This window comes from Bradyrhizobium sp. 172 (assembly GCF_023101065.1).
In the GTDB taxonomy this organism is placed as follows: domain Bacteria; phylum Pseudomonadota; class Alphaproteobacteria; order Rhizobiales; family Xanthobacteraceae; genus Bradyrhizobium; species Bradyrhizobium canariense_D.
In genome coordinates this window covers 7,941,930-7,964,196 of record NZ_CP064701.1, presented here as the reverse complement: position 1 = coordinate 7,964,196, position 22,267 = coordinate 7,941,930, and the positions used below count along the sequence as shown (strand labels likewise).

Here is a 22,267-nt window from a genome sequence, read left to right as displayed (position 1 = left end):
AGCAAGGCCTTGCGACGGGACATCCGGCCGAGCCTGATCGCGCGACCGGAAGCCGGATTAGCCTATTCCGGCAGCGGAATGAACTCATGTTCCTGCGGAACTGCGGCGAAGCGGCCGGTTTTCCAGTCCTGCTTGGCCTGCTCGATCCGCTCCTTGCTGGAGGAGACGAAATTCCACCAGATGTGGCGCGGGCCCTCCAGGGCGTCGCCGCCCAGAAACATCATCCGCGTGGCCTTGAGCGCCTTCACCGTGATGCGGTCGCCCGGGCGGAAGATCAGCAGTCGCGGCCCTTCGTAGCGCTCGTTCGCGATCTCGACCTCGCCGTCGACCACGTAAATGGCGCGCTCCTCATGATCAGGGTCGAGCGGCACGACCGCGCCCGCGGCCGCCGTGACCTCGGTATAGAACCACGGCGACACCATCGAAACAGGTGAGGTGATGCCGAAGGACGAGCCCGCGATCACCTTTGCGGTGAAGTCGCGCTCGGTGACCATCGGCAGGTCACCCGCGCCGTAGTGCTGGAACGACGGGGCGATCTCTTCCGATCCGGCCGGCAGCGCGATCCAGCTTTGCAGGCCCAGCATCTTCTGCCCCGAGGCGCGCTGCACATCCGGCGTGCGCTCGGAATGCGCGATGCCGCGGCCGGCCGTCATCAAATTCATCGCGCCAGGCTGGATCTCCTGGATGTTGCCCTCACTGTCGCGATGCATGATCGCGCCGTCGAACAGATAGGTGACCGTGGCAAGCCCGATATGCGGGTGCGGCCGCACGTCCATGCCCTTGCCGGAGACGAACTGCACCGGCCCGAAATGGTCGAAGAAGATGAAGGGCCCGACCATCTGCCGCTTGCCGTGCGGCAACGCGCGCCGCACCGCGAAGCCGTCGCCGAGATCGCGCGTGCGCGGCACGATGACGAGATCGAGCGCATCGCAGGACATGGGATCGCCGAGCACGGGATCGTTCGAGGGTTGCCAGCTCATGGTAAAACTCCGTCTAAATTGCTTGGGCTCGATACTAGCAGGATTCCGCGCCAGCGTCGCGGCTAAGCCCGCTGTTATGCCCCGCGAAGGCGGGGCATCCAGTACGCGGCGGCCTATCCGTTCAATCATGGCCGTCTCGGAGTACTGGATCGTCCGGTCAAGCCGGACGATGACAGCTGTGGTGCGGATGGTGCTTGAAAACATACGCCTGACGAAGGATGTTCGGCTGATGTCAACCGCGACCCATCGCAACACCCGATGACCCCAGCCGCAGCCGAGCTCGCCTTTCGCGCCGCCGCCGTGGCGCTGCTGCTGGTGTTGGCAGCGTCATTACTCTCGGATTTCCGCAATGTGCTGGCAGCCCGGCTCGGTGCGGCCTTTGCGCTCGGCTCGGCCGCGCATGCTGTGAGCTATTCTGTCGGAACATCATCGCTGGTACCGGCATGGCATGCGCCGCTGATCGCGTTGTCGACCGGCAATATCGTGGTGTTCTGGCTGTTCACGCGCGCGCTGTTCGACGATGAGTTTCGCCTGCGCCGGTGGCACGGATTGACCTGGGCGTTGGTGGCAGCCTTCAGCTTCGTCAGCTGTCTCTGGATCGCACCCGGCGGACATGTCCGGGTCGCCGTCACCGCGGTGAACCTGATCGTGCTCGGCTTCATTGCGCTCGCGATCGTGCAGACGATCGCCTCATGGTCAGCCGATCTGGTCGAGCGCCGCCGCCGCGTCCGTATCTTCATTGTCTGTGCTGCCGCGCTCTATGGCGGATTGAACGCGGTGCTCCAGATCCTTGTCGTCGGCAGTGACGTCGGCGACGTCGCCAACACCGTCAATACAGGCGTGCTCGCCGGCATTGTCGCGGCCATCGCCTATGCGATGATGCGCGTCGATGGCGCCGACCTGTTTCCAGCCGCCGCGGAAGCGGCGCCCGCGATCGCGGCGAGCCAGCCTGTCGGCGAGGATGCCCCCGACCAAAAGCTCATCGACGCCCTGATGCGGCTGATGGCGGACGAACGGATCTATCGCCAGGAGAACATCAGCATCGGCGTGCTGGCGGGCCGGCTGAAGATTCCCGAATACCGGCTGCGCCGGCTGATCAACCAGGGGCTCGGCTACCGCAATTTCAATGTGTTCCTGAACAACCACCGGATCGAAGAGGCCAAGGCAGCCCTCGCCGATCCCGCCCAGGCCAAGGTCCCCGTCATCACCATCGCGATGGATTCTGGCTTCCAGTCGCTAGGCCCCTTCAACCGCGCCTTCAAGGCCGTGACCGGCGTGACGCCGACGGAGTACCGGCGGCTGAAGGTGAATGCCGTCTAATCTTTAGCACGCTGTAATATCAAGGTTATTTTGGAATCGGCGAGCGTCTCGCTGCTTTCGGCTCTGCCGTTTTCCAAATCCGGCGAGCGGGCATCGCGTGAATGCCGCTTCGTCTCCGGCACACGCCTCAAGCCGGAGCAAGCCCGTGACCCGCCGCCGCAAGATCGTCCTTCTCACCATCGCCATCGTCTTTGCCGGCCTCGCGCTCGGCACGGTTCGCGCCCATGACGTGCCCAAGGTCGTCACCGGCTTCATCGCCGACGTGCTCTGCGCGGAGACGTTTGTCTCGGGCCTCGATATCAGGCCTAACCTGACGGAGACCATTGATGCGATGCCGGGCGCAAGTCTGTTCGCCTGGGCGATGGACTATCGGGTCGATCGCGCGCGCAAGGATGTTACGGTGACGCTGTTCGGCATCGGTCGCAGCCACGCCGTCTATCGCGAGGGACTCGGCTGCACGCTCGAGCACGGCGGAGGGATCACCGACGTCACGTTGCCGCCGGATGACAGGCAGCCGGCGTTGCTGCCCGAGATCGCCGGGCCCGCGGTCGTGTCGCCACAGAGCCCGGAGCTGTCAGCCGCACTCGATCGCGCCTTCGCTGAGCCGCCATCGCCGCCATTCCGCCGCACCCGCGCAATCGTCGTCATGAAGTCGGGCCGCATCATCGCGGAGCGCTATGCGGACGGCATCGGACCGGAGACGCCGCTGCTCGGCTTCTCCATGACCAAGTCCGTGATCTCGGCTCTCACCGGGATCCTCGTGCGCCAGGGCCGACTGAAGCTCGACGGGCCCGCACCGGTCGCCGCCTGGACAAATCCGGACGATCCGCGTCACGCCATCACCGTCGATCAATTGCTGCGCCACACCGCGGGCCTGGCGCTCGGCAGCTCGCTTCAGGCCTCGCTTGGCTCCGCCTTCGAGCCGGTCAATCGCATGAAATTCGTGGAGGCCGACATGGCCGCCTATGCAGCGAGCATGCCGCTTGCGACCGCGCCGGGCACCGTGTGGAATTATCACGATGGCAACACCATCATGCTCGCGCATCTGATCCGCAACGCCGCCGGCGGCAATCCCGCCGATGCGCTTGCCTTCGCGCGCCGCGAATTGTTCGCGCCGCTCGGCATGCGACACGTCACGCTCCAGCTCGACGGCGCCGGCACGATCGAGGGGTCGAGCGAGATGCTCGCATCCGCGCGCGACTGGGCGCGTTTCGGCCAGCTCTATCTCGACGACGGCGTCGCCGGCGGCCGGCGCATCCTGCCCGAGGGCTGGGTGAATTACTCGGCGTCGGCGACGCCCAATGCCTGGGTCGGTATCGGCGCCGGATTCTGGACCAACCAGGGCGACAGCTTTGGCGCGACCTTTCGCGTCGATCACGGCTGGCCGCGCGATGCCTTCTTCGCCAAGGGCACGATCGGGCAGTATACAATCGTGATTCCGTCGGAACGACTCGTGATCGTGCGGCTCGGCCGTTCGCGGAACTCACCGCCGGAAGCGGACGGTGTGTTTGATCTGGTGCGGGATGTGATTGCGGCAACGCGCGCTAAAGGGAAGGTGGCGGGGATGGATTGAGGTGCTTTACCTTCCCAGCTCCGTCGCCTTTGCCACGCGATCGAACCGCTCCAGCGTCATGATCGCGTCTGCGAATTTCTCCGCGCGCGCATTCAGCACCGGGCGTGCCAGCGTCAAGAATTTTTGCTGCATCGCCTGTGCATCCGGGAACGAGGTCGGCTCCCCCGAGGGATCGGCGTAGAGCCGCTCATGCACGCCGTCGTCCGTCGTGATACTCACGCGCGCGCCAAAGGGGTGGGTGCGGCCGATTTCGAGGCGATCGTCCTGCACTACGTCGAACTTGTCGGCGAGTGCGTCGATGGCGGCGTCGCCAAGACGATTGTAGTCGTCCCAGCCAAATGAGCCCTGGTCGAGCGCGAGCGCGCCGGTGAAGAACATCGAGAACTGGCCGCCGACGATCGAGGTCGGGTGGCGCTTGGTCGCGGCGTCGCCGGTGAGCGTGATGCCGTTGCGATGCAGGCCGATTTCGACCCGCTTGACCTGATCGGGCGTCAGATTGTGCTCGCGCCGCATTGCGATCAGCGCGTCGATCGCGGCGTGGGTATAGCGGCAGCTCGGATACGGTTTGACGCCGATCTTCATGGTCTCGTAGGTCTTGCCGAGCTCGGCGACCGCCTTGTCGGGATGCGCATCGTCGGTGTAGCCGGCGAGCAGGCCATGTTTGCCCTCCACGGATTCCGTCGCCCCGACGAAGTCGTTGCGCGCCAGCGTCGCGGCGATCACGCCATTCATCGCGGCGGCTCCGACCTGGTAGCGCTTGTTCCAGGCGCCATTGACCAGGAATTGCAGCGAGCCCGCGGCCTGGCTGCCGGCGACGCCGAAGGCGGCGATGAGCTGTTGCTCGGACAGGCCGAACAGTTTTCCGGCGGCCGCTGCTGCGCCATAGGTGCCAGCGGTGGCGGTCGGATGGAAGCCGCGCGCATAATGCGAGGTCGGGTCGAGCGCGTTGCCGAGCCGGCAGCAGACCTCATAGCCCGCAACGATCGCGGTCAGCACGTCGCGGCCCGACGCGCCGACCATCTCGCCGATGGCGAAGGCGGCCGGAACGACCGGCGCGCTCGGGTGCAGCGAGGAGTCCGCATGGGTGTCGTCGAAGTCGAGGGAATGGCCGAGCGCGCCGTTGAGCAGCGCCGCGACCGCCGGCGTCCAGGTCTTGCTGTCGCCGAACACGGTGGATTCGCCCCTGGTGTCGAGCGCGAGCGCCTCCAGCATCTTCAGGATCGAGGGGGTCGATTCCGCTTCGCTGCGGGCGCGGATGGCGCTGCCCAGGAAGTCCAGCGTCAGCACCTTTGCGCGATCCAGCACTTCCGCCGGAATATCCCCGTATTTCAGATTGAAGACATAGGCAGCGAGCGTTGCGGTTTCGTGGGCCATCGTGTTTCCTCGTTTTGGCGCGCAAGTTAGGCGGGCTGATTTGGCCTTTCAAGCGGCCATGGGCTGCGGGCATCAGCTATGCTTTTGGCAGGCTCCAAGAGGATCGGGATATTCCACGATGGGACTTCCAAAAGATGTGTTCGACCGGGTCCGGGCGCGGCGAACGCAACTGGGCCTGGCGATCCGGGTCACGGTCGCGGCCACCGCGGCCTACGCGATCGCCACCGCGCTGCATCTGCTGCTGCCGCTCTGGGCGGTGCTGACCTCGCTGATCGTGACCCAGTTGAGCGTCGGGCGCTCGCTGAAGGCGACGCGCGATTACGTGCTCGGCACCATCGGCGGCGCCATCTATGGGGGCGCCATCGCGATCCTGATCCCTTATTCGACCGAGGCCGGCCTGTTGGGCCTGCTGGTGCTGGCGGTCGCGCCACTCGCCTTCGTCGCCGCGATCAACCCGAGCCTCAATGCAGCGACGGTCACCGCCATCATCGTGCTGCTGGTTCCGACGATGCATCATTCCGATCCCATGACATCGGCAATCGATCGGGTCAGCGAGGTCGGGGTCGGCGCAATCACGGGATTGCTGGTCTCGTTCCTGGTGCTGCCCTCGCGCGCGGTGCGCCAGATCCGCGCCAGCGCGGCAAGGCTGCTCGAGCTGATCGCGGACGCCTTCACCGAGCTGCTCGCGGGTCTCACGCGCGGCCGCGACAACGATGCGCTGCACCGGATCCAGGACGGCATCGGCACCGCGATGGTGGGCATGAATGCGATCGGTGCCGAAGCCGAGCGCGAGCGGGCCGCGCGCCTGTCAAGCGGGCCCGACACCGGTCCCTTGCTGCGAACGATCCTACGGCTGCGCCACGACGTCGTGATGATCGGCCGCTCGACCGTGGTGCCGTTGCCGGCCGAGGTGCAGATGCGGCTCGCCGCGCCGCTGGCGGAGGTCAGTGCGGCGATCGTGCGCTTTCTGCGCTCGGCGGCCGAAGCGTTGCGGGCTGGTGCCGGCGCGCCGCCGATTCATCCCGTGCACGTCGCGCTCCAGCATTACGCCGAGGCGGTTGCCGCCGTTCGCCAGGACGGCCTGATCCGCGGCCAGCCGAGCGACACCGCCGAGCGCTTCTTCGCGATCGGCTTCTCGCTGGAGCAGATGCACCAGAATCTCTGCGATCTCGATCGCGTCGTCGGCGAGTGGTCGGAAGCCTCGTCGGACAAGTCAGCGCGCTTGGCCGAGTGAGCTAGCGCCGCATCAGGTCCTTGCCCTGCATGCGCCAGACCAGCAAATCGATGCGGTCCTGGCCGAAGAACGGCTCGTTGTCGAACACGAAGGTCGGCACGCCCCAATGGCCGGAGGCGGCGTGGTCCTTCTCGTTCTCCGTGATCACCTGCTCGTAGCGATCAGGGTCCGCGGTGATTGCGGCATCCATCGCGGCGAGATCGAAGCCGGCCTTTTCGGCGCCGCGCCCGAGATGATCGCCTTCGTTCCAGCCCGACACCGAGCCGTCCCACAGCACGCGGGCGATTGCATCGGTGAATGCGAGCGAGCGTCCCTCGAGCTGCGCCATGGCACCAAGCCGGGTCAGACGGTGGATGTAGGGCTGCTCCGCCGCGACCTCGAACGTCACCTTGTGCTGCACGATCGGATCGGGCCTGGGAAAGCGGAACGGAATGCCTTCGTGCTGCGCCACGCGCGTGCTGTCGAGCACCACATAGCGAATGAAGTTCGGGCTGGCCTTCTTGAAAAACCCGGGCACACGGACTGCGAGCGGATAGACCGGCCGCAAATTCACCGTCAGATCGTAGGTTTCGACCAGGTTGAGCGTTTTCGGCAACGCCAGACAGCTGAACGGGCTGCGAAAGGAGTAGAAGAGGTCGACGGAGAGCGTCATCGGGCCGGCTCGACGAGCCGCCCCATCATGCTGCGGGCGACGAGCTTGTGGAAGGGCGTGATGAACGCGAGATAGGCGCGGCCCAGCCGATTGTTGGTCCGCACCAGCGTGGTCAGGGTGACGTGGCGCAGCACCGCTTCGCCGGCGACATCGACCACGATGCGGAAGTCGAGATGATAATCATTGAAGCCGGCGACCAGCTGCTCCGGCGTTTCGCTCAGCACCGGAAACAAGCCGATCGGGCCGCCCGGCGCTGGTGCGCCTTCACCCGATGTCTTCAATCCAAAGGGCCTCACGAGGATGTTGCGCAGGCGTGTCAGTGCACCGATCCAGCGCGGTCCGTGCAACACCATCCTGGTGCAGGCCTCGCGGGCATTCACCGGTGCTGTGCCGATCTCCACGCGAAAGGCGTCGATGAATTGCGCACCGGCCAGCAGCGTGCCGGCGTCGACATCGGGGATGACTTCGCGGACGGTCCCGTTCATCCCGCCAGTTTGCGCGTCAGCATCCGGAAGCGCAAGATCAGAAGTCCGGCATAGACGAACGATCCGATCGACAGTCCGATCCAGACACTGACCGCGCCGAAATCAGCGTGAAAAGCGAGCAACCAGGCGATGGGAAAGCCCACGCACCAGTAGCCGATCGCGGCGAATACCAACGTCATTCTGGTGTCATTGATGCCGCGCAGTGCGCCGCCCATGATGGTCTGGATGGCATCGGCGATGAAGAAGGTCGCGCCGACCAGCAGCAGCGTTGCAGTCAGCTCGACGGTCGCCATGCTCGCCTCGCCGCTGCCGAAGAACAGCCGTCCGAGCTCATAGCGGCCGAGAATGATTGCGACGCTGAGGGCCGAGACGAACGCGATCCCGATCACGGCTGCCACGAGACCTGCGCGCCTCACCGCAGCCGGGTCGCCCCGGCCGAAGGCGTGGCCGACCCGCACCGTGGCTGCCATGCCGATGCCGAGCGGGACCATGAACAGCACGGCGGTGACCTGGAGCGCGATCTGATGCGCCGCGAGCGCCGTGGTCGAGATCAACCCCATCAGCAGCGCCGCCGAAGAGAACAGGCCATATTCCAGCAGCAGTGAGAACGAGATCGGGGCGCCGATCGCGATGAGCTTGTGCATCAGGGGCCAGTCGATCCGCCAGAGATGGGCAAGCGGACGATAATCCGCGAACGGCTTGCGCAGCCCCGCAATGGCGAGCGTGGCGACGAACGTGCCGAGATTGACGATGGTGGTCGCAAGCCCTGCGCCGAACAGACCGAGCTCCGGCAGGCCGAACAGGCCGTGGATCAGGGCGTAGACCAGCGCGGCATTGACGGGGATCGCCGCGAGCGTGATCCATAGCGGGGCCTGCGGCCGGTTCACCGCGCTCATCATGCTGCGCAGCGCGATGAAGCCGAGTGCCGGCGCGATGCCCCAGGCCAGCCCATTCAGATAGCGCTGGGCGAGCGCGGCCGAGTGCGGCGCCTGACCGAGTGCGACCAGGATGTGCTCGCCATAGAGCGGGGAGGCCATCATCGGCAGCGAGATCAGCAAGGCGACCCACAAGCCGACGCGCAGAGAGCGGCGGATGCGCGTGACATCGCCGGCGCCGAAGGCTTGCGCGACCAGCGGCGACACCGCCGTCATCAATCCGAGCCCGAAGGTGAAGCTGACGAAATAGACCGTGTGCGCCAGCGCTGCTGCTGCGACCGCGCTCTCGCCGAGCCGCCCGATCAGCGCGAGATCGGTCGTGATCATCGCGATCTGCCCGAGCTGCGTCAGCATCATCGGCACGGCCAGCCGCAGCGTCGCGACGAATTCGTCGGCGAGAGGATTTGGCGGCACGCCGGCTTGCGGCTGCGAACGAGGCTGGACGGTGTCGAGCATGGCCGGGTCAATAGCACAGCCGGGCGACGAAAACATGGCTTGGTCTTCTCCCTCTCCCCTTGCGGGAGAGGGTGGCTCGCCGCAGCAGCGGCGAGACGGGTGAGGGGGATCTCTCCGCGTACGGCCCTCAAGCAGCAGGACTCGCTGAAGCAACCCCTCATCCGGCGCTATAGCCGATGCGAAGCTTCGGCGTTCTCAAAAACGGCGGCCAAAGGCCGCCTACGCCACCTTCTCCCACAAGGGGAGAAGGGAAGAAGCGCCTCAGCCCTTCCGTTCAGGCACGCGCCTGATCTTCGCGCCGAGCGCGTTGAGGCGCTCGTCGATGCGCTCGTAGCCGCGCTCGATCTGGTCGGCGTTGTTGATCGTGGAGGTGCCCTCGGCGCAGACGGCCGCGAGCAGCATGGCCATGCCGGCGCGAATGTCGGGCGAGATCATCGATGCACCGCGCAGGCGGCTGGGGCCGGCGATGATGGCGCGATGGGGGTCACAGAGCACGATACGCGCGCCCATCGCGATCAGCTTGTCGACGAAGAACATCCGCGATTCGAACATCTTCTCGAACATCAGGATCACGCCCTCGCATTGCGTGGCGGTGACGATCGCGATCGACATCAGATCGGCCGGGAAGGCCGGCCAGGGCTGGTCTTCCAGCTTCGGCACGTGGCCGCCAAAATCGTCCTGGATCTTCAGCGTCTGGTTTGATGGCACGATGAGATCGTCGCCCTCGATGCGGCAGACGATGCCGAGCCGTTCGAATCCCATGCGGATCGAGCGCAGATGCTCGACGCCCGCGCGCACGATGCGAAGCGGCGACCGCGTCACGGCCGCGAGTCCGATCAGCGAGCCGACCTCGATATGGTCGGGCTGGATCCGGTAGGTCGCGCCGCCCAGCGTCGCCGGACCGTGCACGATCATGGTGTTGGTGCCGATGCCCTCGATCCCTGCGCCGAGCGCGACCAAGAAGTTGGCGAGGTCCTGCACATGCGGCTCGGACGCGGCGTTGCGCAAATAGGTGGTGCCTTGGGCGGCGACGGCTGCGACCAGCGCGTTCTCGGTCGCGGTCACGCTGGGCTCGTCCAGGAACACGTCGGCGCCGGTCAGTTTCGAAGCGCGGAATTCGAGCCGGTCGGTCGCGGTGACCTTGGCTCCCAACTGCTCGAGTGCGAGCACATGCGTGTCGAGCCTTCGGCGGCCGATGACGTCGCCGCCGGGCGGCGGTAGCATCACTTCGCCGCAGCGGGCGAGCAGGGGGCCGGCGAGCAGGATCGAGGCGCGGATGCGCACGCACAGATCAGGATCGAGATCGGCGGCGCGGATGCTCTTGGCGTGAATATGAAGCGTGTTGCGGGCGGTCCATTCCGCCGCCGCGCCGACCGAGCGGATCAGCTCGACCAGCGTCTCGGTGTCGCGGATCCGCGGCACGTTCTCCAGCGTCACCGGATGCTCGGTGAGCAGGGCTGCCGCGATGATCGGCAGGGCCGCATTCTTGTTGCCGGAAGGCTCGATCGAGCCCGAGAGCCGGTGACCGCCCTCGACAATGTACTGGATGGGCGCCACGGGGTCTCTCGCTGTCGTGTTGGGTGGGCGGGTTTTCGAGGCGGAAACTACCGAGAATTGAGCGCGGGAGCAATTCTGCACTTGTCGCGAGGGCGGGGGAGGTTCAGCCGTGTCTCTACGTCATGGCCGGGCTTGTCCCGGCCATCCACGCCTTTGCCAGATGCACGGAGAACCTAGATGCCCGGGACAAGTCCGGGGCATGACGACCGTCCAAGCCATCCGATCTCAGATATCGATCGTCGCGCTCAGCGAATGTTCCTGGATGAAGTCGCGGCGCGGCTCGACCACGTCGCCCATCAGCTTGGTGAAGATGTCGTCGGCCTCGTCGACCTCTTTGACCTTCACCTGGAGCAGTGATCGCGCATTGACGTCCAGCGTCGTCTGCCAGAGTTGCTCCGGATTCATCTCGCCCAGCCCTTTGTAGCGCTGCAGCGAGACGCCCTTGCGGCCGGCGTCGGTGACGGCTTCGAACAGATCGACCGGGCCGTAGACCATGTGCTCGGTGTCCTTGCGCCGCAGCTTGCCGGGGCGGGCATAAACGTCCTGGAGCTTGACGGTGTACTCGTCGAGCTTGCGGGCTTCGACCGAGCCCAGGAACGCGTCATCGATGAGGGCGACGTCCTTGACGCCGCGCACGGTGCGCTCGAACTGGAAACCATGGCCTTCGACGTATTGACCGATCCAGCCGCGCTCGACCTCGTCGGCGAGCGTGTCGAGGCGGGCGGCGATGTATTGGGCTGCCGCGGCGGCTTTCTCCGGATCGCCGTAGATCGCCTTGTTGAGCACGCCGGTGATGGCGGCCTGCTCGATCACCTTGCGATTGTAGCGGGTGTGCAGGCTGCGCAGGACGCCGCGGACGGCGCGGGCGTCATCGACCAGCGAGCGCAGGTCGCGGCCGGTGCGATCGCCGCCGGTGCCGGGAATATAGACGCAATCGTCCAGCCCGGTATCGATCAGATAATCTTCCAGCGCCCGCTCGTCCTTCAGATATTGCTCGGACTTGCCGCGGTTGACCTTATAGAGCGGCGGCTGGGCGATATAGAGATAGCCGCCGTCGATGATCTCGCGCATCTGCCGGTAGAAGAAAGTGAGCAGCAGCGTGCGGATGTGGGCGCCGTCGACGTCGGCGTCCGTCATCACGATGATCTTGTGATAGCGCAGCTTCTCGATCGAGAATTCGTCGCTGATGCCGGTGCCGAGCGCGGTGATCAGCGTGCCGATCTGCTCGCTGTGCAGCATCTTGTCGGGACGCACGCGTTCGACATTGAGGATCTTGCCGCGCAGCGGCAGCACGGCCTGGAATTCGCGGTTGCGGCCCTGCTTGGCGCTGCCGCCTGCCGAGTCACCCTCGACGATGAAGAGCTCGGATTTCGCCGGGTCCTTCTCCTGGCAGTCGGCGAGCTTGCCGGGCAGCGAAGAGACCGAGAGCGGGCTCTTGCGCGTCAGCTCGCGCGCCTTTCGCGCGGCTTCGCGGGCAGCCGCCGCCTGGATCACCTTGCCGACGATCATCTTGGCTTCGGAGGGATGCTCCTCGAACCAGGCCTGCAGCGCCTCGTTGAGCACGTTCTCGACCACGGGGCGCACTTCCGAGGACACCAGCTTGTCCTTGGTCTGCGACGAAAATTTTGGGTCCGGCACCTTCACCGACAGCACCGCAGTGAGGCCTTCGCGGCAGTCGTCGCCGGTGAGCGCGATCTTTTCCTTTTTCGCGTTGGCCTCGGCATAGCCGTTGACCTGGCGCGTCAGCGCGCCGCGGAAGCCGGCGAGATGGGTGCCGCCGTCGCGCTGCGGGATGTTGTTGGTGAAGCACAGCACGTTCTCGTGGTAGCTGTCGTTCCACCACAACGCGGCCTCGACACCGATGCCGTTGGATTCCGCGCGCACCATGATCGGCGCCGGAACGATCGCCTTCTTGTTGCGGTCGAGATATTTGACGAATTCCTCGACGCCGCCGGAATAGTGCATCTCCTCGCGCTTCTCGACGGCGTGACGCATGTCGGAGAGGGCGATGTTGACGCCGGAATTGAGGAAGGCGAGCTCGCGCAGCCGGTGCTCCAGCGTGGCGAAATCATACTCGATGTTCTTGAAGGTTTCCGTCGAAGCCTGGAACGTCACCTCAGTGCCGCGCCTGCCGGGCGCGTCGCCGACCACCTTGAGCGGCGCGACCGCATCGCCATGGGCGAATTCGATGTAGTGTTCCTTGTTGTCGCGCCAGATGCGCAAGCCGAGCTTGCTTGACAGCGCGTTGACGACGGAGACGCCGACGCCGTGCAGACCGCCGGAAACCTTGTAGGAATTCTGGTCGAACTTACCGCCGGCATGGAGCTGGGTCATGATGACCTCGGCTGCCGAGATGCCTTCGCCCTTGTGGATGTCGACGGGAATGCCGCGGCCGTCGTCGCGCACGGTGACGGAATTGTCGGCGTTGAGGATCACGTCCACGCGCGTGGCGTGGCCCGCGAGCGCCTCGTCGATCGCGTTATCCACGACCTCGTACACCATGTGATGCAGGCCCGAGCCGTCATCGGTGTCGCCGATATACATGCCGGGACGCTTGCGGACGGCGTCGAGACCCTTGAGCACGCGGATCGATTCCGCCCCGTAATCGCTCGGATTTGAGGGTTCGTTTTCGGCAGGCGTCTGCCGAGCAGGTTCTGTCATGAGAGGCCTTCGAGATGTCGCCCGAATCAGCGGCGCAAAAGGCGCTGATATGCGGGCTATTTGTGCCACGAAAGACGGATTGCGCCTAGCGCAAAGTATCCCCCGGCAAGTCTTTGATTAAATAGAATTTTTTGGCCGATTTTCAAGGCCTTCGAAGCCCGATTCGGCGGCTTGGAAAAAGCGCGATTCGGGAAGCCGTTTCGGGCCGTGGAAGGCGTGGATTTTGCGGGGACGAGGGCGTTCCGAGGCGCCTGGAACGCCCCGGAACGGCCTTGCAGCTCAATACATCTGAAGCGGCAGCACATCTCCGTTTGGCCCCACCAGGAGGCCCCAGGCATCGCCGGCGGCCACTGTGAGAATCTCGGTGCGAGTGGGGCGTCCCGGCAGACGCAGCGCGTACTGGTACTTGCCTGGCGGCAGATCGAGCATCGGGCCTTTCGGCGATTGCGGACCGCCGGCGCCGGCCGCGATCTTTACGGTCTGATTGTTGATCGTCAGCGATGCTTCTTTCGGCCCCATATTGCCGAGCATCAGCCTGGCCTGTCCGGCCTTCGGCATGATGTCGGCCTTGGCCGCGGCCTGCGGATTTCGCTGCATCAGGCTGACCGTGGTCTCGTCTCGGGCGCGGCCAAGCTTCAGCACGGCCGGCCCCTGCGGCGAGGTGAACGCGAGCTCCGCCCGCTCGGCCGTCACGATCGCGCCGTCGGCCTTCTCTTGCCAGCCCCGATTGGTCAGCTCCGCGCGATAGAAGGCGAGGACCTCGCCAAGCTCGGCGGGGATGCTGGCTTCGAGCTCGGTCCGGAACGACTGGTCGCTGCCGGGAAATTTCGTGGAGCTGATGCCGGTCGAGCTGTGCTGCGTCGGCACCGGCAGGGCCGAATCGGGATCGGGCGTGAGCGGCTCCTTCGATTTGGTCTGGACCGCCTTGGCTTGGGTCGATTTGGCCTCGACGGGCTTCGCCGCGGCGACGACCAGACCGGAGCCGTTGGCGCTAACGTTCACCTTCGGTCCCATCTGCATCACGGTCATCGAGATCGACTTGCCGCTCTTTGCGAACTCCATCACCGCCATGTTGGGCTGATTGATGACGGAGGGCTGCTCTTTCCAGCCCGCTGGCTTGAGCGATGCGCGATAGAACGCAGTGAGCGCCTTCACGCTCGAGGTCGAGGAGAACTCGAGCCTGCCCTCGTCGCTCTCGAACTTCACACCCTCGGCGTTTTCAGGCAGCGGCACCGGAATCTTGCTGTCGGCCTGCGCGTTGAGCGGCGCGTCGGACAATGCGGCCGCCTGCACCTTGCGCCTGGCTTCGTCGGCGGTGATGAGCTGCTTGGCCGCACCTAACGCATCCCCAAGGAACTTGTCGTCCGCCTCTTTCTTCGCCTTGGCACGGGCGGCAAGCGCGGAGTCCTTCACCTGCGCGGTCAGGCTGACCATGGTGAAATCATATTTGCGGCCAAGCCGCAGCACGCCGGTTTCCTCCGCCGAAGAGATCTTGATCGCGACCTCGTCACCGGGTGCGAGCTGCGCGCTGCCGTCCTCCTGCCAGCCGCGCGCGGCGAACTCGCGGTGATAGAAGGCGAGCACGGCCGGCAGCTCGGCCATCGCGGCGGCCGACATTTCGCGCTTGTTGTCGCTCGCGCCGCCGAGCCCCCTGGCCGTCTTGGTCGGGCTCGGCCGCGGCAGGCCGGCCAGATCGCTATCGGCTTTGAGCTCGCTCGGCAGCGCGAAGGGGGCGACCCGGATATCGACATTGGTGCGGCCATCGTCGCGGCGCGTCAGCGTCAGCATCACGGGCTTCTGCTGATAGAAGCCGGTCTCCTTGCTATCGGCATGCGCGTAGAACGCGCGCAGGCCGTTGGGAACGGTTTCATTCAGGCTGGTGGTCCAGCGTGCGGCGGTTTCCGGCGTGAGCTTCTGCCAGCCGATCGCAGCCATCTGGCTGCTGTAGAAATCCGACGTTGCATCGAGCGGCGTCGGCGCGATGCAGCCGAGATAGGGCCGGGTCCCGTCGAACACGATGTCACTTGCGCCTTCCGGAAATGGCACGTTCCCGTACATCCGGTCGGTGGTGTAGTAAACCACGGACTGGTCGGGCCGGCCGAGCGCCTGCGTGAAATGAACGGAAAGGCCTTGTCGTCCCTTCCTGAACTTCAGCAGGCTGCTTTTCTCCTCAAGCGGCATCACATAGGGCACCCATCCGTTGTCGCGCAGGAGCTTTTGGACCGCGGGCAGCGTCACGGCCTGCCGCATCGGTACGCGATATTCGACGCTATAGGGATCGGGGCGCGAAATGTCTTCCACCGCACCTTCGAGCTGGGGCAGCGCGTGGACGTCGACGATGCCCTCGTCGGCGCCGGCCGCGATCGAGCAGCTCGCCATCAGGAAGAGACCGCATGCAAGCAGCCGCCATCGTGCCGGGACTTGCATCCCGCGCGGGATCATCGCCATCGTTACGTCTCCAGGATGCCGCGCGGCGCTTGGGCGCGCGCGATTGCAACGGCTGCGACACCGTCGGCGGGTCTCAAACGAGAAGTCGCGGCAGGAACCGGGCAGGTTCAAAGATCCGGACGGCTCAATACAGCTGGAGCGGCGACCATGCCTCGCCGTCGCGCCCGATGGTGAGCTCCCAGGCGTCGCCGGCTGCGACGGTGAGGATATTGCTGTGGGCCGGACGGCCGGGTACGTTCAGTTCGTAGGAATATCTGCCGGGCGCCAGATCCAGCGAGACGGCGTTAGCGCCGGCCGAGCGCTTGATGATGTGCGCGTTGATCCCGAGCACGGCTTCCGTCTCGCCGATGTTGCTGAACACCAGCTTCGCCTGGCCCGGCTCGGGCATGACGTTCGCCCGGGTTGCAGTATCCGAGTTCTTCTGCACGAGATGAACCAAGGTGCTGCTGCCCTTGCGGCCGAGCTCCAGCATCGCCGGACCGAGCGGAGATGCGAACGCGAGCTGGACGTGCTCGGCGGAGACGACGGCGCCATCGTGCTGCTCCTGCCAGCCGAGCTTTCCGAGCTCCCTGCGGTAGAAGGCTAGGACGTCGCCGAGTTCGGCGGGCACGGTGGCCTCGAGCTTGACCCGAAGCGGCGCTTCGACGCCCCGCATCAGGGTGGTGTGGATTCCTCGAAAGCTGTAGCGGGTCGGTGCGAGCAGCCTGGCATCGGGATCCGGCGTGAGATCGGCGGAAAACAGCGCCGCGAGATGCGGCATCCCGGCGCCGGCCCTTGCAGCGAGCATGCAGATCGCGAGCAGGACGAGGCCGCACGCAAACGCCCGCCATCGTGCCGGAGCTTGCGCCCCGGACCTTGCCGTCCGCATCTCACTCTCCAGGGGTCTCGCGCGGCATGTCATTGCGCGATTGCAAAACGGCTGCGACGCCGTCGGCGCGGCCTCCGGCAACTAGTCGCGGCAGAAATGGGGCCGGTTCAACGGCGGCGACTAGCGCCGGGCCGATACCTGTCCGCTTTCGACGTCAAAGATCTCGCCCCCGGCGCCGATCTCGGCGAAGGCGGCAGGGTCTGCGCCGGTCAACCACACCTGCGCGCCGAGCTTGCGCAGCTCGTCGAACAGCGCCGCGCGCCTGCCGGGATCCAGATGCGCGACGACCTCGTCGAGTAGCAGCAGCGGCACGATGCCGGTCATCTCGGCGACCAGGCTCGCATGCGCCAGCACCAGCCCGATCAGCAACGCCTTCTGCTCGCCGGTCGAGGCATCGCGCGCCGGCATGCTTTTCGGCGCGTAGATCACCTGCAGATCGGTGAGATGCGGACCATCCGTGGTACGGCCGGCGATGGCGTCACGCGGACGGTTGTCGCGCAGGATCTGGCGGTAGCGGTCCTCGACCGACGTCGCGGTCTCCGTCAGCAGCGCGTTCTCCATCCAGCCGTCGAGCGCGATCTGCGCCGAAGGGAAGGCGGAGGCCTGCGCGCGAGCGTTCAGCATGCCGGTCAGACGCGCCGCGGTCTGGCCGCGGGTTGCGGCGACCGCGACCGCAAGCTCCGCGGTCTCACGCTCGATCGCGTCACACCAATGGTCGTCGTAATTGCGCGTCTCGAGCAGTCGGTTGCGCGAACGCAGCGAACGTTCGAGCGCGGAGATGCGGCTGGAATGGTCGCTGTCGATGGCGAGCACCAGGCGGTCGAAGAAGCGCCGCCGCTCGGACGCCGCTCCCATGAACAGCCCGTCCATCGCCGGCGTCAGCCATACCATGCGGATGTGGTCGCCGAACGCCGCCGCCGAATTGACCGGTTCGCGGTCGATGCGGCAGCGCCGGCTGACCGGGCTATCTGCGCACGGCGGATCGATGCCGGTGCCGAGCGTGGCAAGGCCCAGCGCGCCCTCGACCTGTGCCGACACCGCCCAGGAGCCGTCGCCCTGATTGTCGGCGACGTCGTCCAGCGTCGCACGCCGCAGGCCGCGTCCCGGCGACAGGAACGAGATCGCCTCGATGCAATTGGTCTTGCCCGCTCCGTTCGGCCCGACCAGGACCACCATGTCGGCCGCCGTCTCGAGCCCCGCCGCCCGGTAATTACGAAAATGCGTCAGCGTCAGGCGATGAATGCGGGAGGGGGTCATCAGATCTTTGTCGTGGCCGCGATTCTTCCCCTCTCCCCTTGTGGGAGAGGGTGGCGCCTCACAAGGTGAGGCGACGGGTGAGGGGTATCTTACCGCTCGGCGAGCTTTGCAAGGATGTCCTCCAATACAGAAGTGGGTCGCTGGAGCACGTCGTTGTTCCAGTAGCGCGCGATGACAAAGCCTTCGGCGAGAGAGCTGCGTCACGCGCTGCATCGCGTCGTGATTCTACGTGCTGACCGCCGTCGATCTCGATCACCAGGCGCTTCTCAAAGCAGACGAAGTCGAGAATGTAGGTGTTGAACGGGACCTGCCGGCGAAACTTGAAAGCGGAGAGTTGCCGGTGCCTGAGCAGGCGCCACATTGCCGCTTCCGCATCCGCCGGTTCGTGCCGCATATTCTTCGCGAATTGGCGAAGACGTTTGGAGACTGGCCGATGGGATGGTTCCTGCGGCACGAACCCCTCACCCGACTGAGTATGTATCCGCCCGTGGAGATGCCCTCTCCCACAAGGGGAGAGGGCGCAGCAACGTGCATTGCGCTTGTTTCGGCAGGCGAAGCTGTAGCTTCCCCCTCTCCCCTTGTGGGAGAGGGGGGCTTCGCGCAGCGAGGCCGGGTGAGGGGTTGTCTCTGCATAAAAGGTGTCGCGAGAGGAGGACCACGTCCCTCACACCCGCATCGGCATCAGCACGTAGAGCGCGCTCTTGTCGTCGCGGTCTTGCACCAGAGTCGGTGAGCCCGGGTCGGCGAGCCGGAGCGTTGCGACGTCGCCTTCGATCTGGGCGGCGATGTCGAGCAGATAGCGGGAGTTGAAGCCGATATCGAGGGCGTCGGAGGCGTATTCGACTTCGAGCTCTTCGGTCGCGCTGCCGGAATCCGGATTGGTCACCGACAGCACCAGCTTGCCCGGCGACAGCGAGAGTTTCACGGCTCGCCCGCGCTCGCTGGAAATCGTCGAGACGCGGTCGACCGCGTTCTCGAAATCCTTCTTGTCGACGACGAGCTCCTTGTCGTTGCCCTGCGGGATCACGCGGCCGTAATCGGGGAAGGTGCCGTCGATCAGCTTCGAGGTCAGCACCACATTGCCGATGGTGAAGCGGATCTTGGCCTGCGACAGCTCGATCGTGACCTCGGCCTCGTTGTCCTCGATCAGGCGCTGCACCTCGCCGACCGTCTTGCGCGGCACGATCACGCCGGGCATGCCCTCGGCACCCTTGGGCTGCACCAGGTCGAGCTGGGCGAGGCGGTGGCCGTCGGTGGCGACGCCGCGCAGGGTGGCGGCTTTGGCGGAGCCCGCGGCATGCAGGTAGATGCCGTTGAGATAATAGCGGGTCTCCTCCGTGGAGATCGCGAACTGGGTGCGATCGATCAGCCGCTTGACGTCCTTGGCGGCGAGGCTGAACGAATGCGACATGTCGCCGGCGGCGAGATCCGGGAAATCGTTTTCCGGCAGGGTCTGCAGCGTGAAGCGGGAGCGCCCGGCACGGATCGCCAGCACGGCGCGGTCGCCGTCGGCTTCGAGCACGATCTGCGAACCATCCGGCAGCTTGCGCACGATGTCGTAGAACATGTGCGCCGGCACGGTGGTCGAGCCCGCGGTCGCGGTTTCCGCCGCGAGCGTTTCCGTGACCTCGAGGTCGAGGTCGGTCGCCTTCAGCGACAATTTCGCGTTTTCGGCCCTAACAAGCACGTTGCCGAGGATCGGAATCGTGTTGCGGCGTTCGACCACGCGGTGGACGTGGCCCAGCGACTTCAGGAGTTGCGCGCGTTCGACCGTAACCTTCATTGCACTACTCGCCCGATCCCCAAGGAAACACAAATCTGGAAAAGCCGGGCGGCGGGACGCGCGCCACGGCACCGAAGACCCCGGAAAGCCGGATCATCCAGCCGATATGACCAAAGCCGTCAGGGTCGCGCAAGGTGGCGCGGATGGCCCCCGGATTCAAGGGATTGCGGGCAGTTCCCCACGATTTACCTATGTTTCCGCAACGCGCTGAACGCCTCGCCGGCCAGGGACGTCTCTGCGCCCGTCACGGCCGGGCTTGTCCCGGCCATCCACGTCTGGGTTCGCGGTCCTAAGAACGTGGATGCCCGGGACAGGCCCGGGCATGACGACCTCCGATGCAGCTTGGATGTGGTCGCACCCGCGCAGAAGCAAATAGGCGTTTATTCCTGAAGCTGGCGCTTGAGCGATTCGACCTCGTCCGACAGCGCCGTGTCCTTGGAAACCAGGGCCTCGATCTTGCGCACGGCGTGCAGCACCGTGGTGTGGTCGCGCCCACCGAAGCGGCGGCCGATCTCGGGGAGCGATCGCAAGGTCAGCGTCTTGGCGAGATACATCGCCACCTGGCGCGGACGGACCACGTTGGCGGTCCGGCGCGAGGACAGGAGATCGGAGCGGCTGACATTATACTGCCGTGCCACCACGCGCTGGATGTCCTCGATCTTGATCCGCTTCGGTTCCTGCGGCCGGATCAGGTCGCGCACCTCGTGCTCCGCCATCTCCAGCGTCACCGGCCGATTGTTGAGCTTCGAATGCGCGAGCAGGCGGTTGATCGCGCCTTCGAGATCCCGGCCGTTATGGGTGATGGCGCGGGCCAGATAGGTCAGCACCTCCTCCGGCACCTCGAAGGTCGCATGATGGGCGCGGGCGGCTGCGACGCGCGACTTGAGAATACCGTGCCGCAGCTCCTCGCCGAGCGAGGCCATCTCGACCACGAGGCCGCCGGCCAGCCGCGAGCGCACGCGGTCGTCGAGGCTTTCGAGGTCGGACGGCGGACGGTCGGCCGCGATCACGACCTGGCGGCCGGCATCGATCAGCGCGTTCAGCGTGTGGCAGAACTCGGCCTGGGTCGACTTGCCCTGCAGGAACTGGAGATCGTCGATCACGAGCACGTCGATGCCGCGCAACGCTTCCTTGAAGGCGAGCGCCGTCTGCGTCTTCAGCGCGGCGACGAAGCCGTACATGAATTTCTCGGCGGTGAGATAAAGCACCTTGCGCTCGTTGCCGGAATTGCCGGCCCAGGTCACCGCCTGCAAGAGATGCGTCTTGCCGAGGCCGACACCCGCATGGATGTAGAGCGGATTGAACATGACGGGATCGCCGCGACGACCCTCGGCGACCTGACGCGCAGCCGCATGCGCCAGCGTGTTGGAACGGCCGACGACGAAGCTCGCAAACGTCAGGCGCGGATCGAGCGGCGAGCCGCCGAGTGCATCATGATTGGCCGAGACCGGCGCGGTCGCGGTCGAGCGCAGCTCCGGCGCAGGCGAGCGGCGCGTTTCGACCGGCGCGGGCGCTTCCTTCTGCTGCACCACGGGGCGCACGGCCGAGCGCACGGTGAGATCGATGCGATGCACTTCCGGCATCTCGGCCTGCCAGCACGACAGCACGCGCTCGGCATAATGGGCCTGGATCCAGCTCTTCAGGAAGCGGGTTGGCACCGACAGACGCACGCTCTCGTCCTGGACGCCTTCCAGATCCATGCGCGCGAACCAGCTCGTATAGACGTCCTCGCCTACGTTCGAGCGCAGCCGACTCTTCACGCGTGACCAGCGATCCTGTTCCGGGGTTGTCATCATTTGAGAACTTTTCTTGAGAGATAAGGTTGCGTGGTGAGCGCCATGCTGAGTTCCTGCCAGGGATACCTGCTCAGGGATATTTGCGATGGCGGGACCTCAAGCGATTTCACCTGCAGGCATGGCTCGACCGTTCGGCGGAAACGCCGCGTCCGATCAGCAATGTCTAGAGATGGAGGGGTCGCGAGGTCAGCGCGTACTCGGCGCTCCGTTACACGCGGGAGGCTTGATGTCCGACGGATCTAAAACGGCATCGCTGGAAGTCGAAATGCTGGAAGTCGAAATGTGTTTCAATACCGCGTTGAGTTCGTAAGACATGATACCTCCCCGTCCTGCCGTGATTGCTCACGACAAGGTCCTGCGTGTCCAAACGACACCCGCTTCGTAGTCGGATGCCTGCCCGTGTACTCGTCGTCCGCTCGGCTTCGCCATCATGCCTGTCGGGGCAGCTTTCAAGATGTCTCTTAAGCGCGAGAGAAAGATCCCGCTTGGAGACATTCAGACAAAGAGCTACCGTTCCCACATTGCTGTGGGTTTTGATCCGACAATCGCTTGTTGAAGCGTCGCCTACGTGCACACCGCCGCCGATTTGCACGCTCGCCCCGTTTCCGATACCGCGCTGGTCTCAAGATCGTGGGCGCCGCTGACGTCTTAAGGAATACACTATGCGGAAAGACTCGCAACGGAATTGATTCACACTTGAGGCATCAAAAATCTTGATCTGCGTTAACGCCACGCGGCACTTGTGCACAGGCTTCAGAGCAAGTTTTTGGATTCGTGCACAGAATCGAAGATGCCGCGTCCGATGTGACAATTCTCCGCCACCGCCAAAAATTTTTTACAAAAGCGTCACGCGCGCGACGCGCGGGTGAATTTTCCAAATGCTTGGCC

General features: G+C 65.3%; 15 protein-coding genes and 1 pseudogene. 3 read left to right on the top strand and 13 right to left on the bottom strand.

Features of this window, described 5'->3' with window-relative positions:
• Window positions 1–62: 62 nt before the first annotated feature.
• Complete coding sequence (locus tag IVB07_RS37645; protein WP_018455825.1) at window positions 63–980, bottom strand: pirin family protein; 918 nt, start codon at window positions 978–980, stop codon at window positions 63–65.
• Between the two features lie 258 nt (window positions 981–1,238).
• Between IVB07_RS37645 and IVB07_RS37640 the strand changes: the two genes are divergently transcribed.
• Both IVB07_RS37640 and IVB07_RS37635 read left to right on the top strand, forming a co-directional pair.
• The gene (locus IVB07_RS37640; protein ID WP_018455826.1) at window positions 1,239–2,300 is read left to right on the top strand and encodes a helix-turn-helix domain-containing protein; all 1,062 of its coding nucleotides are present in this window, start codon (window positions 1,239–1,241) and stop codon (window positions 2,298–2,300) included.
• A gap of 145 nt (window positions 2,301–2,445) precedes the next feature.
• Window positions 2,446–3,873, top strand: a complete 1,428-nt coding sequence (locus IVB07_RS37635; protein WP_247767427.1) for a serine hydrolase — start codon at window positions 2,446–2,448, stop codon at window positions 3,871–3,873.
• Between the two features lie 6 nt (window positions 3,874–3,879).
• Here IVB07_RS37635 and IVB07_RS37630 read toward each other — a convergent pair whose 3' ends face one another.
• Window positions 3,880–5,247, bottom strand: a complete 1,368-nt coding sequence (locus tag IVB07_RS37630; protein ID WP_018455828.1) for an MmgE/PrpD family protein — start codon at window positions 5,245–5,247, stop codon at window positions 3,880–3,882.
• 118 nt (window positions 5,248–5,365) lie between these two features.
• Between IVB07_RS37630 and IVB07_RS37625 the strand changes: the two genes are divergently transcribed.
• Window positions 5,366–6,481: an FUSC family protein gene (locus tag IVB07_RS37625; protein ID WP_018455829.1), complete on the top strand. Its 1,116-nt coding sequence runs from the start codon at window positions 5,366–5,368 to the stop codon at window positions 6,479–6,481.
• Window position 6,482: 1 nt separating this feature from the next.
• On the opposite strand, the gene IVB07_RS37620 is transcribed toward IVB07_RS37625, so the two are convergent.
• The 11 genes and pseudogenes from IVB07_RS37620 to dnaA form a co-directional block, all read right to left on the bottom strand.
• A complete protein-coding gene (locus tag IVB07_RS37620; protein WP_018455830.1) occupies window positions 6,483–7,133 on the bottom strand; it encodes a 2-hydroxychromene-2-carboxylate isomerase in 651 nt (216 codons plus the stop codon).
• Complete coding sequence (locus tag IVB07_RS37615; RefSeq protein ID WP_018455831.1) at window positions 7,130–7,618, bottom strand: DUF2867 domain-containing protein; 489 nt, start codon at window positions 7,616–7,618, stop codon at window positions 7,130–7,132. The genes IVB07_RS37620 and IVB07_RS37615 overlap by 4 nt, the downstream gene beginning before the upstream one ends.
• Window positions 7,615–9,009, bottom strand: coding sequence for an MATE family efflux transporter (locus IVB07_RS37610; protein WP_247364350.1), 1,395 nt, complete (start codon window positions 9,007–9,009; stop codon window positions 7,615–7,617). The genes IVB07_RS37615 and IVB07_RS37610 overlap by 4 nt, the downstream gene beginning before the upstream one ends.
• A gap of 261 nt (window positions 9,010–9,270) precedes the next feature.
• Window positions 9,271–10,566: a UDP-N-acetylglucosamine 1-carboxyvinyltransferase gene (murA, locus tag IVB07_RS37605; RefSeq protein WP_018455833.1), complete on the bottom strand. Its 1,296-nt coding sequence runs from the start codon at window positions 10,564–10,566 to the stop codon at window positions 9,271–9,273.
• Window positions 10,567–10,791: 225 nt separating this feature from the next.
• Complete coding sequence (gyrB, locus tag IVB07_RS37600) at window positions 10,792–13,227, bottom strand: DNA topoisomerase (ATP-hydrolyzing) subunit B (protein WP_018455834.1); 2,436 nt, start codon at window positions 13,225–13,227, stop codon at window positions 10,792–10,794.
• Between the two features lie 279 nt (window positions 13,228–13,506).
• Complete coding sequence (locus tag IVB07_RS37595; protein ID WP_018455835.1) at window positions 13,507–15,675, bottom strand: hypothetical protein; 2,169 nt, start codon at window positions 15,673–15,675, stop codon at window positions 13,507–13,509.
• Between the two features lie 124 nt (window positions 15,676–15,799).
• Window positions 15,800–16,543, bottom strand: coding sequence for a hypothetical protein (locus tag IVB07_RS37590; protein ID WP_247767426.1), 744 nt, complete (start codon window positions 16,541–16,543; stop codon window positions 15,800–15,802).
• Window positions 16,544–16,663: 120 nt separating this feature from the next.
• A complete protein-coding gene (gene recF, locus IVB07_RS37585) occupies window positions 16,664–17,800 on the bottom strand; it encodes a DNA replication/repair protein RecF (protein WP_018455838.1) in 1,137 nt (378 codons plus the stop codon).
• Window positions 17,801–17,889: 89 nt separating this feature from the next.
• A pseudogene (locus tag IVB07_RS37580) lies at window positions 17,890–18,254 on the bottom strand (DUF559 domain-containing protein).
• Between the two features lie 210 nt (window positions 18,255–18,464).
• Window positions 18,465–19,583, bottom strand: a complete 1,119-nt coding sequence (gene dnaN, locus IVB07_RS37575) for a DNA polymerase III subunit beta (protein WP_007598262.1) — start codon at window positions 19,581–19,583, stop codon at window positions 18,465–18,467.
• A 380-nt stretch (window positions 19,584–19,963) separates the two neighbouring features.
• Window positions 19,964–21,376, bottom strand: a complete 1,413-nt coding sequence (gene dnaA, locus IVB07_RS37570; RefSeq protein WP_026233035.1) for a chromosomal replication initiator protein DnaA — start codon at window positions 21,374–21,376, stop codon at window positions 19,964–19,966.
• Window positions 21,377–22,267: the final 891 nt, after the last annotated feature.

Excerpts from the sequence above, each read along its gene's own strand:
- IVB07_RS37645 (WP_018455825.1), bottom strand. The coding sequence starts at position 980 with ATGAGCTGGCAACCCTCGAACGATCCCGTGCTCGGCGATCCCATGTCC.
- IVB07_RS37640 (WP_018455826.1), top strand. The coding sequence starts at position 1,239 with ATGACCCCAGCCGCAGCCGAGCTCGCCTTTCGCGCCGCCGCCGTGGCG.
- IVB07_RS37630 (WP_018455828.1), bottom strand. The coding sequence starts at position 5,247 with ATGGCCCACGAAACCGCAACGCTCGCTGCCTATGTCTTCAATCTGAAA.
- IVB07_RS37625 (WP_018455829.1), top strand. The coding sequence starts at position 5,366 with ATGGGACTTCCAAAAGATGTGTTCGACCGGGTCCGGGCGCGGCGAACG.
- IVB07_RS37620 (WP_018455830.1), bottom strand. The coding sequence starts at position 7,133 with ATGACGCTCTCCGTCGACCTCTTCTACTCCTTTCGCAGCCCGTTCAGC.
- IVB07_RS37615 (WP_018455831.1), bottom strand. The coding sequence starts at position 7,618 with ATGAACGGGACCGTCCGCGAAGTCATCCCCGATGTCGACGCCGGCACG.
- IVB07_RS37610 (WP_247364350.1), bottom strand. The coding sequence starts at position 9,009 with ATGCTCGACACCGTCCAGCCTCGTTCGCAGCCGCAAGCCGGCGTGCCG.
- gyrB (WP_018455834.1), bottom strand. The coding sequence starts at position 13,227 with ATGACAGAACCTGCTCGGCAGACGCCTGCCGAAAACGAACCCTCAAAT.
- IVB07_RS37595 (WP_018455835.1), bottom strand. The coding sequence starts at position 15,675 with ATGGCGATGATCCCGCGCGGGATGCAAGTCCCGGCACGATGGCGGCTG.
- IVB07_RS37590 (WP_247767426.1), bottom strand. The coding sequence starts at position 16,543 with ATGCGGACGGCAAGGTCCGGGGCGCAAGCTCCGGCACGATGGCGGGCG.
- recF (WP_018455838.1), bottom strand. The coding sequence starts at position 17,800 with ATGACCCCCTCCCGCATTCATCGCCTGACGCTGACGCATTTTCGTAAT.
- dnaN (WP_007598262.1), bottom strand. The coding sequence starts at position 19,583 with ATGAAGGTTACGGTCGAACGCGCGCAACTCCTGAAGTCGCTGGGCCAC.
- dnaA (WP_026233035.1), bottom strand. The coding sequence starts at position 21,376 with ATGACAACCCCGGAACAGGATCGCTGGTCACGCGTGAAGAGTCGGCTG.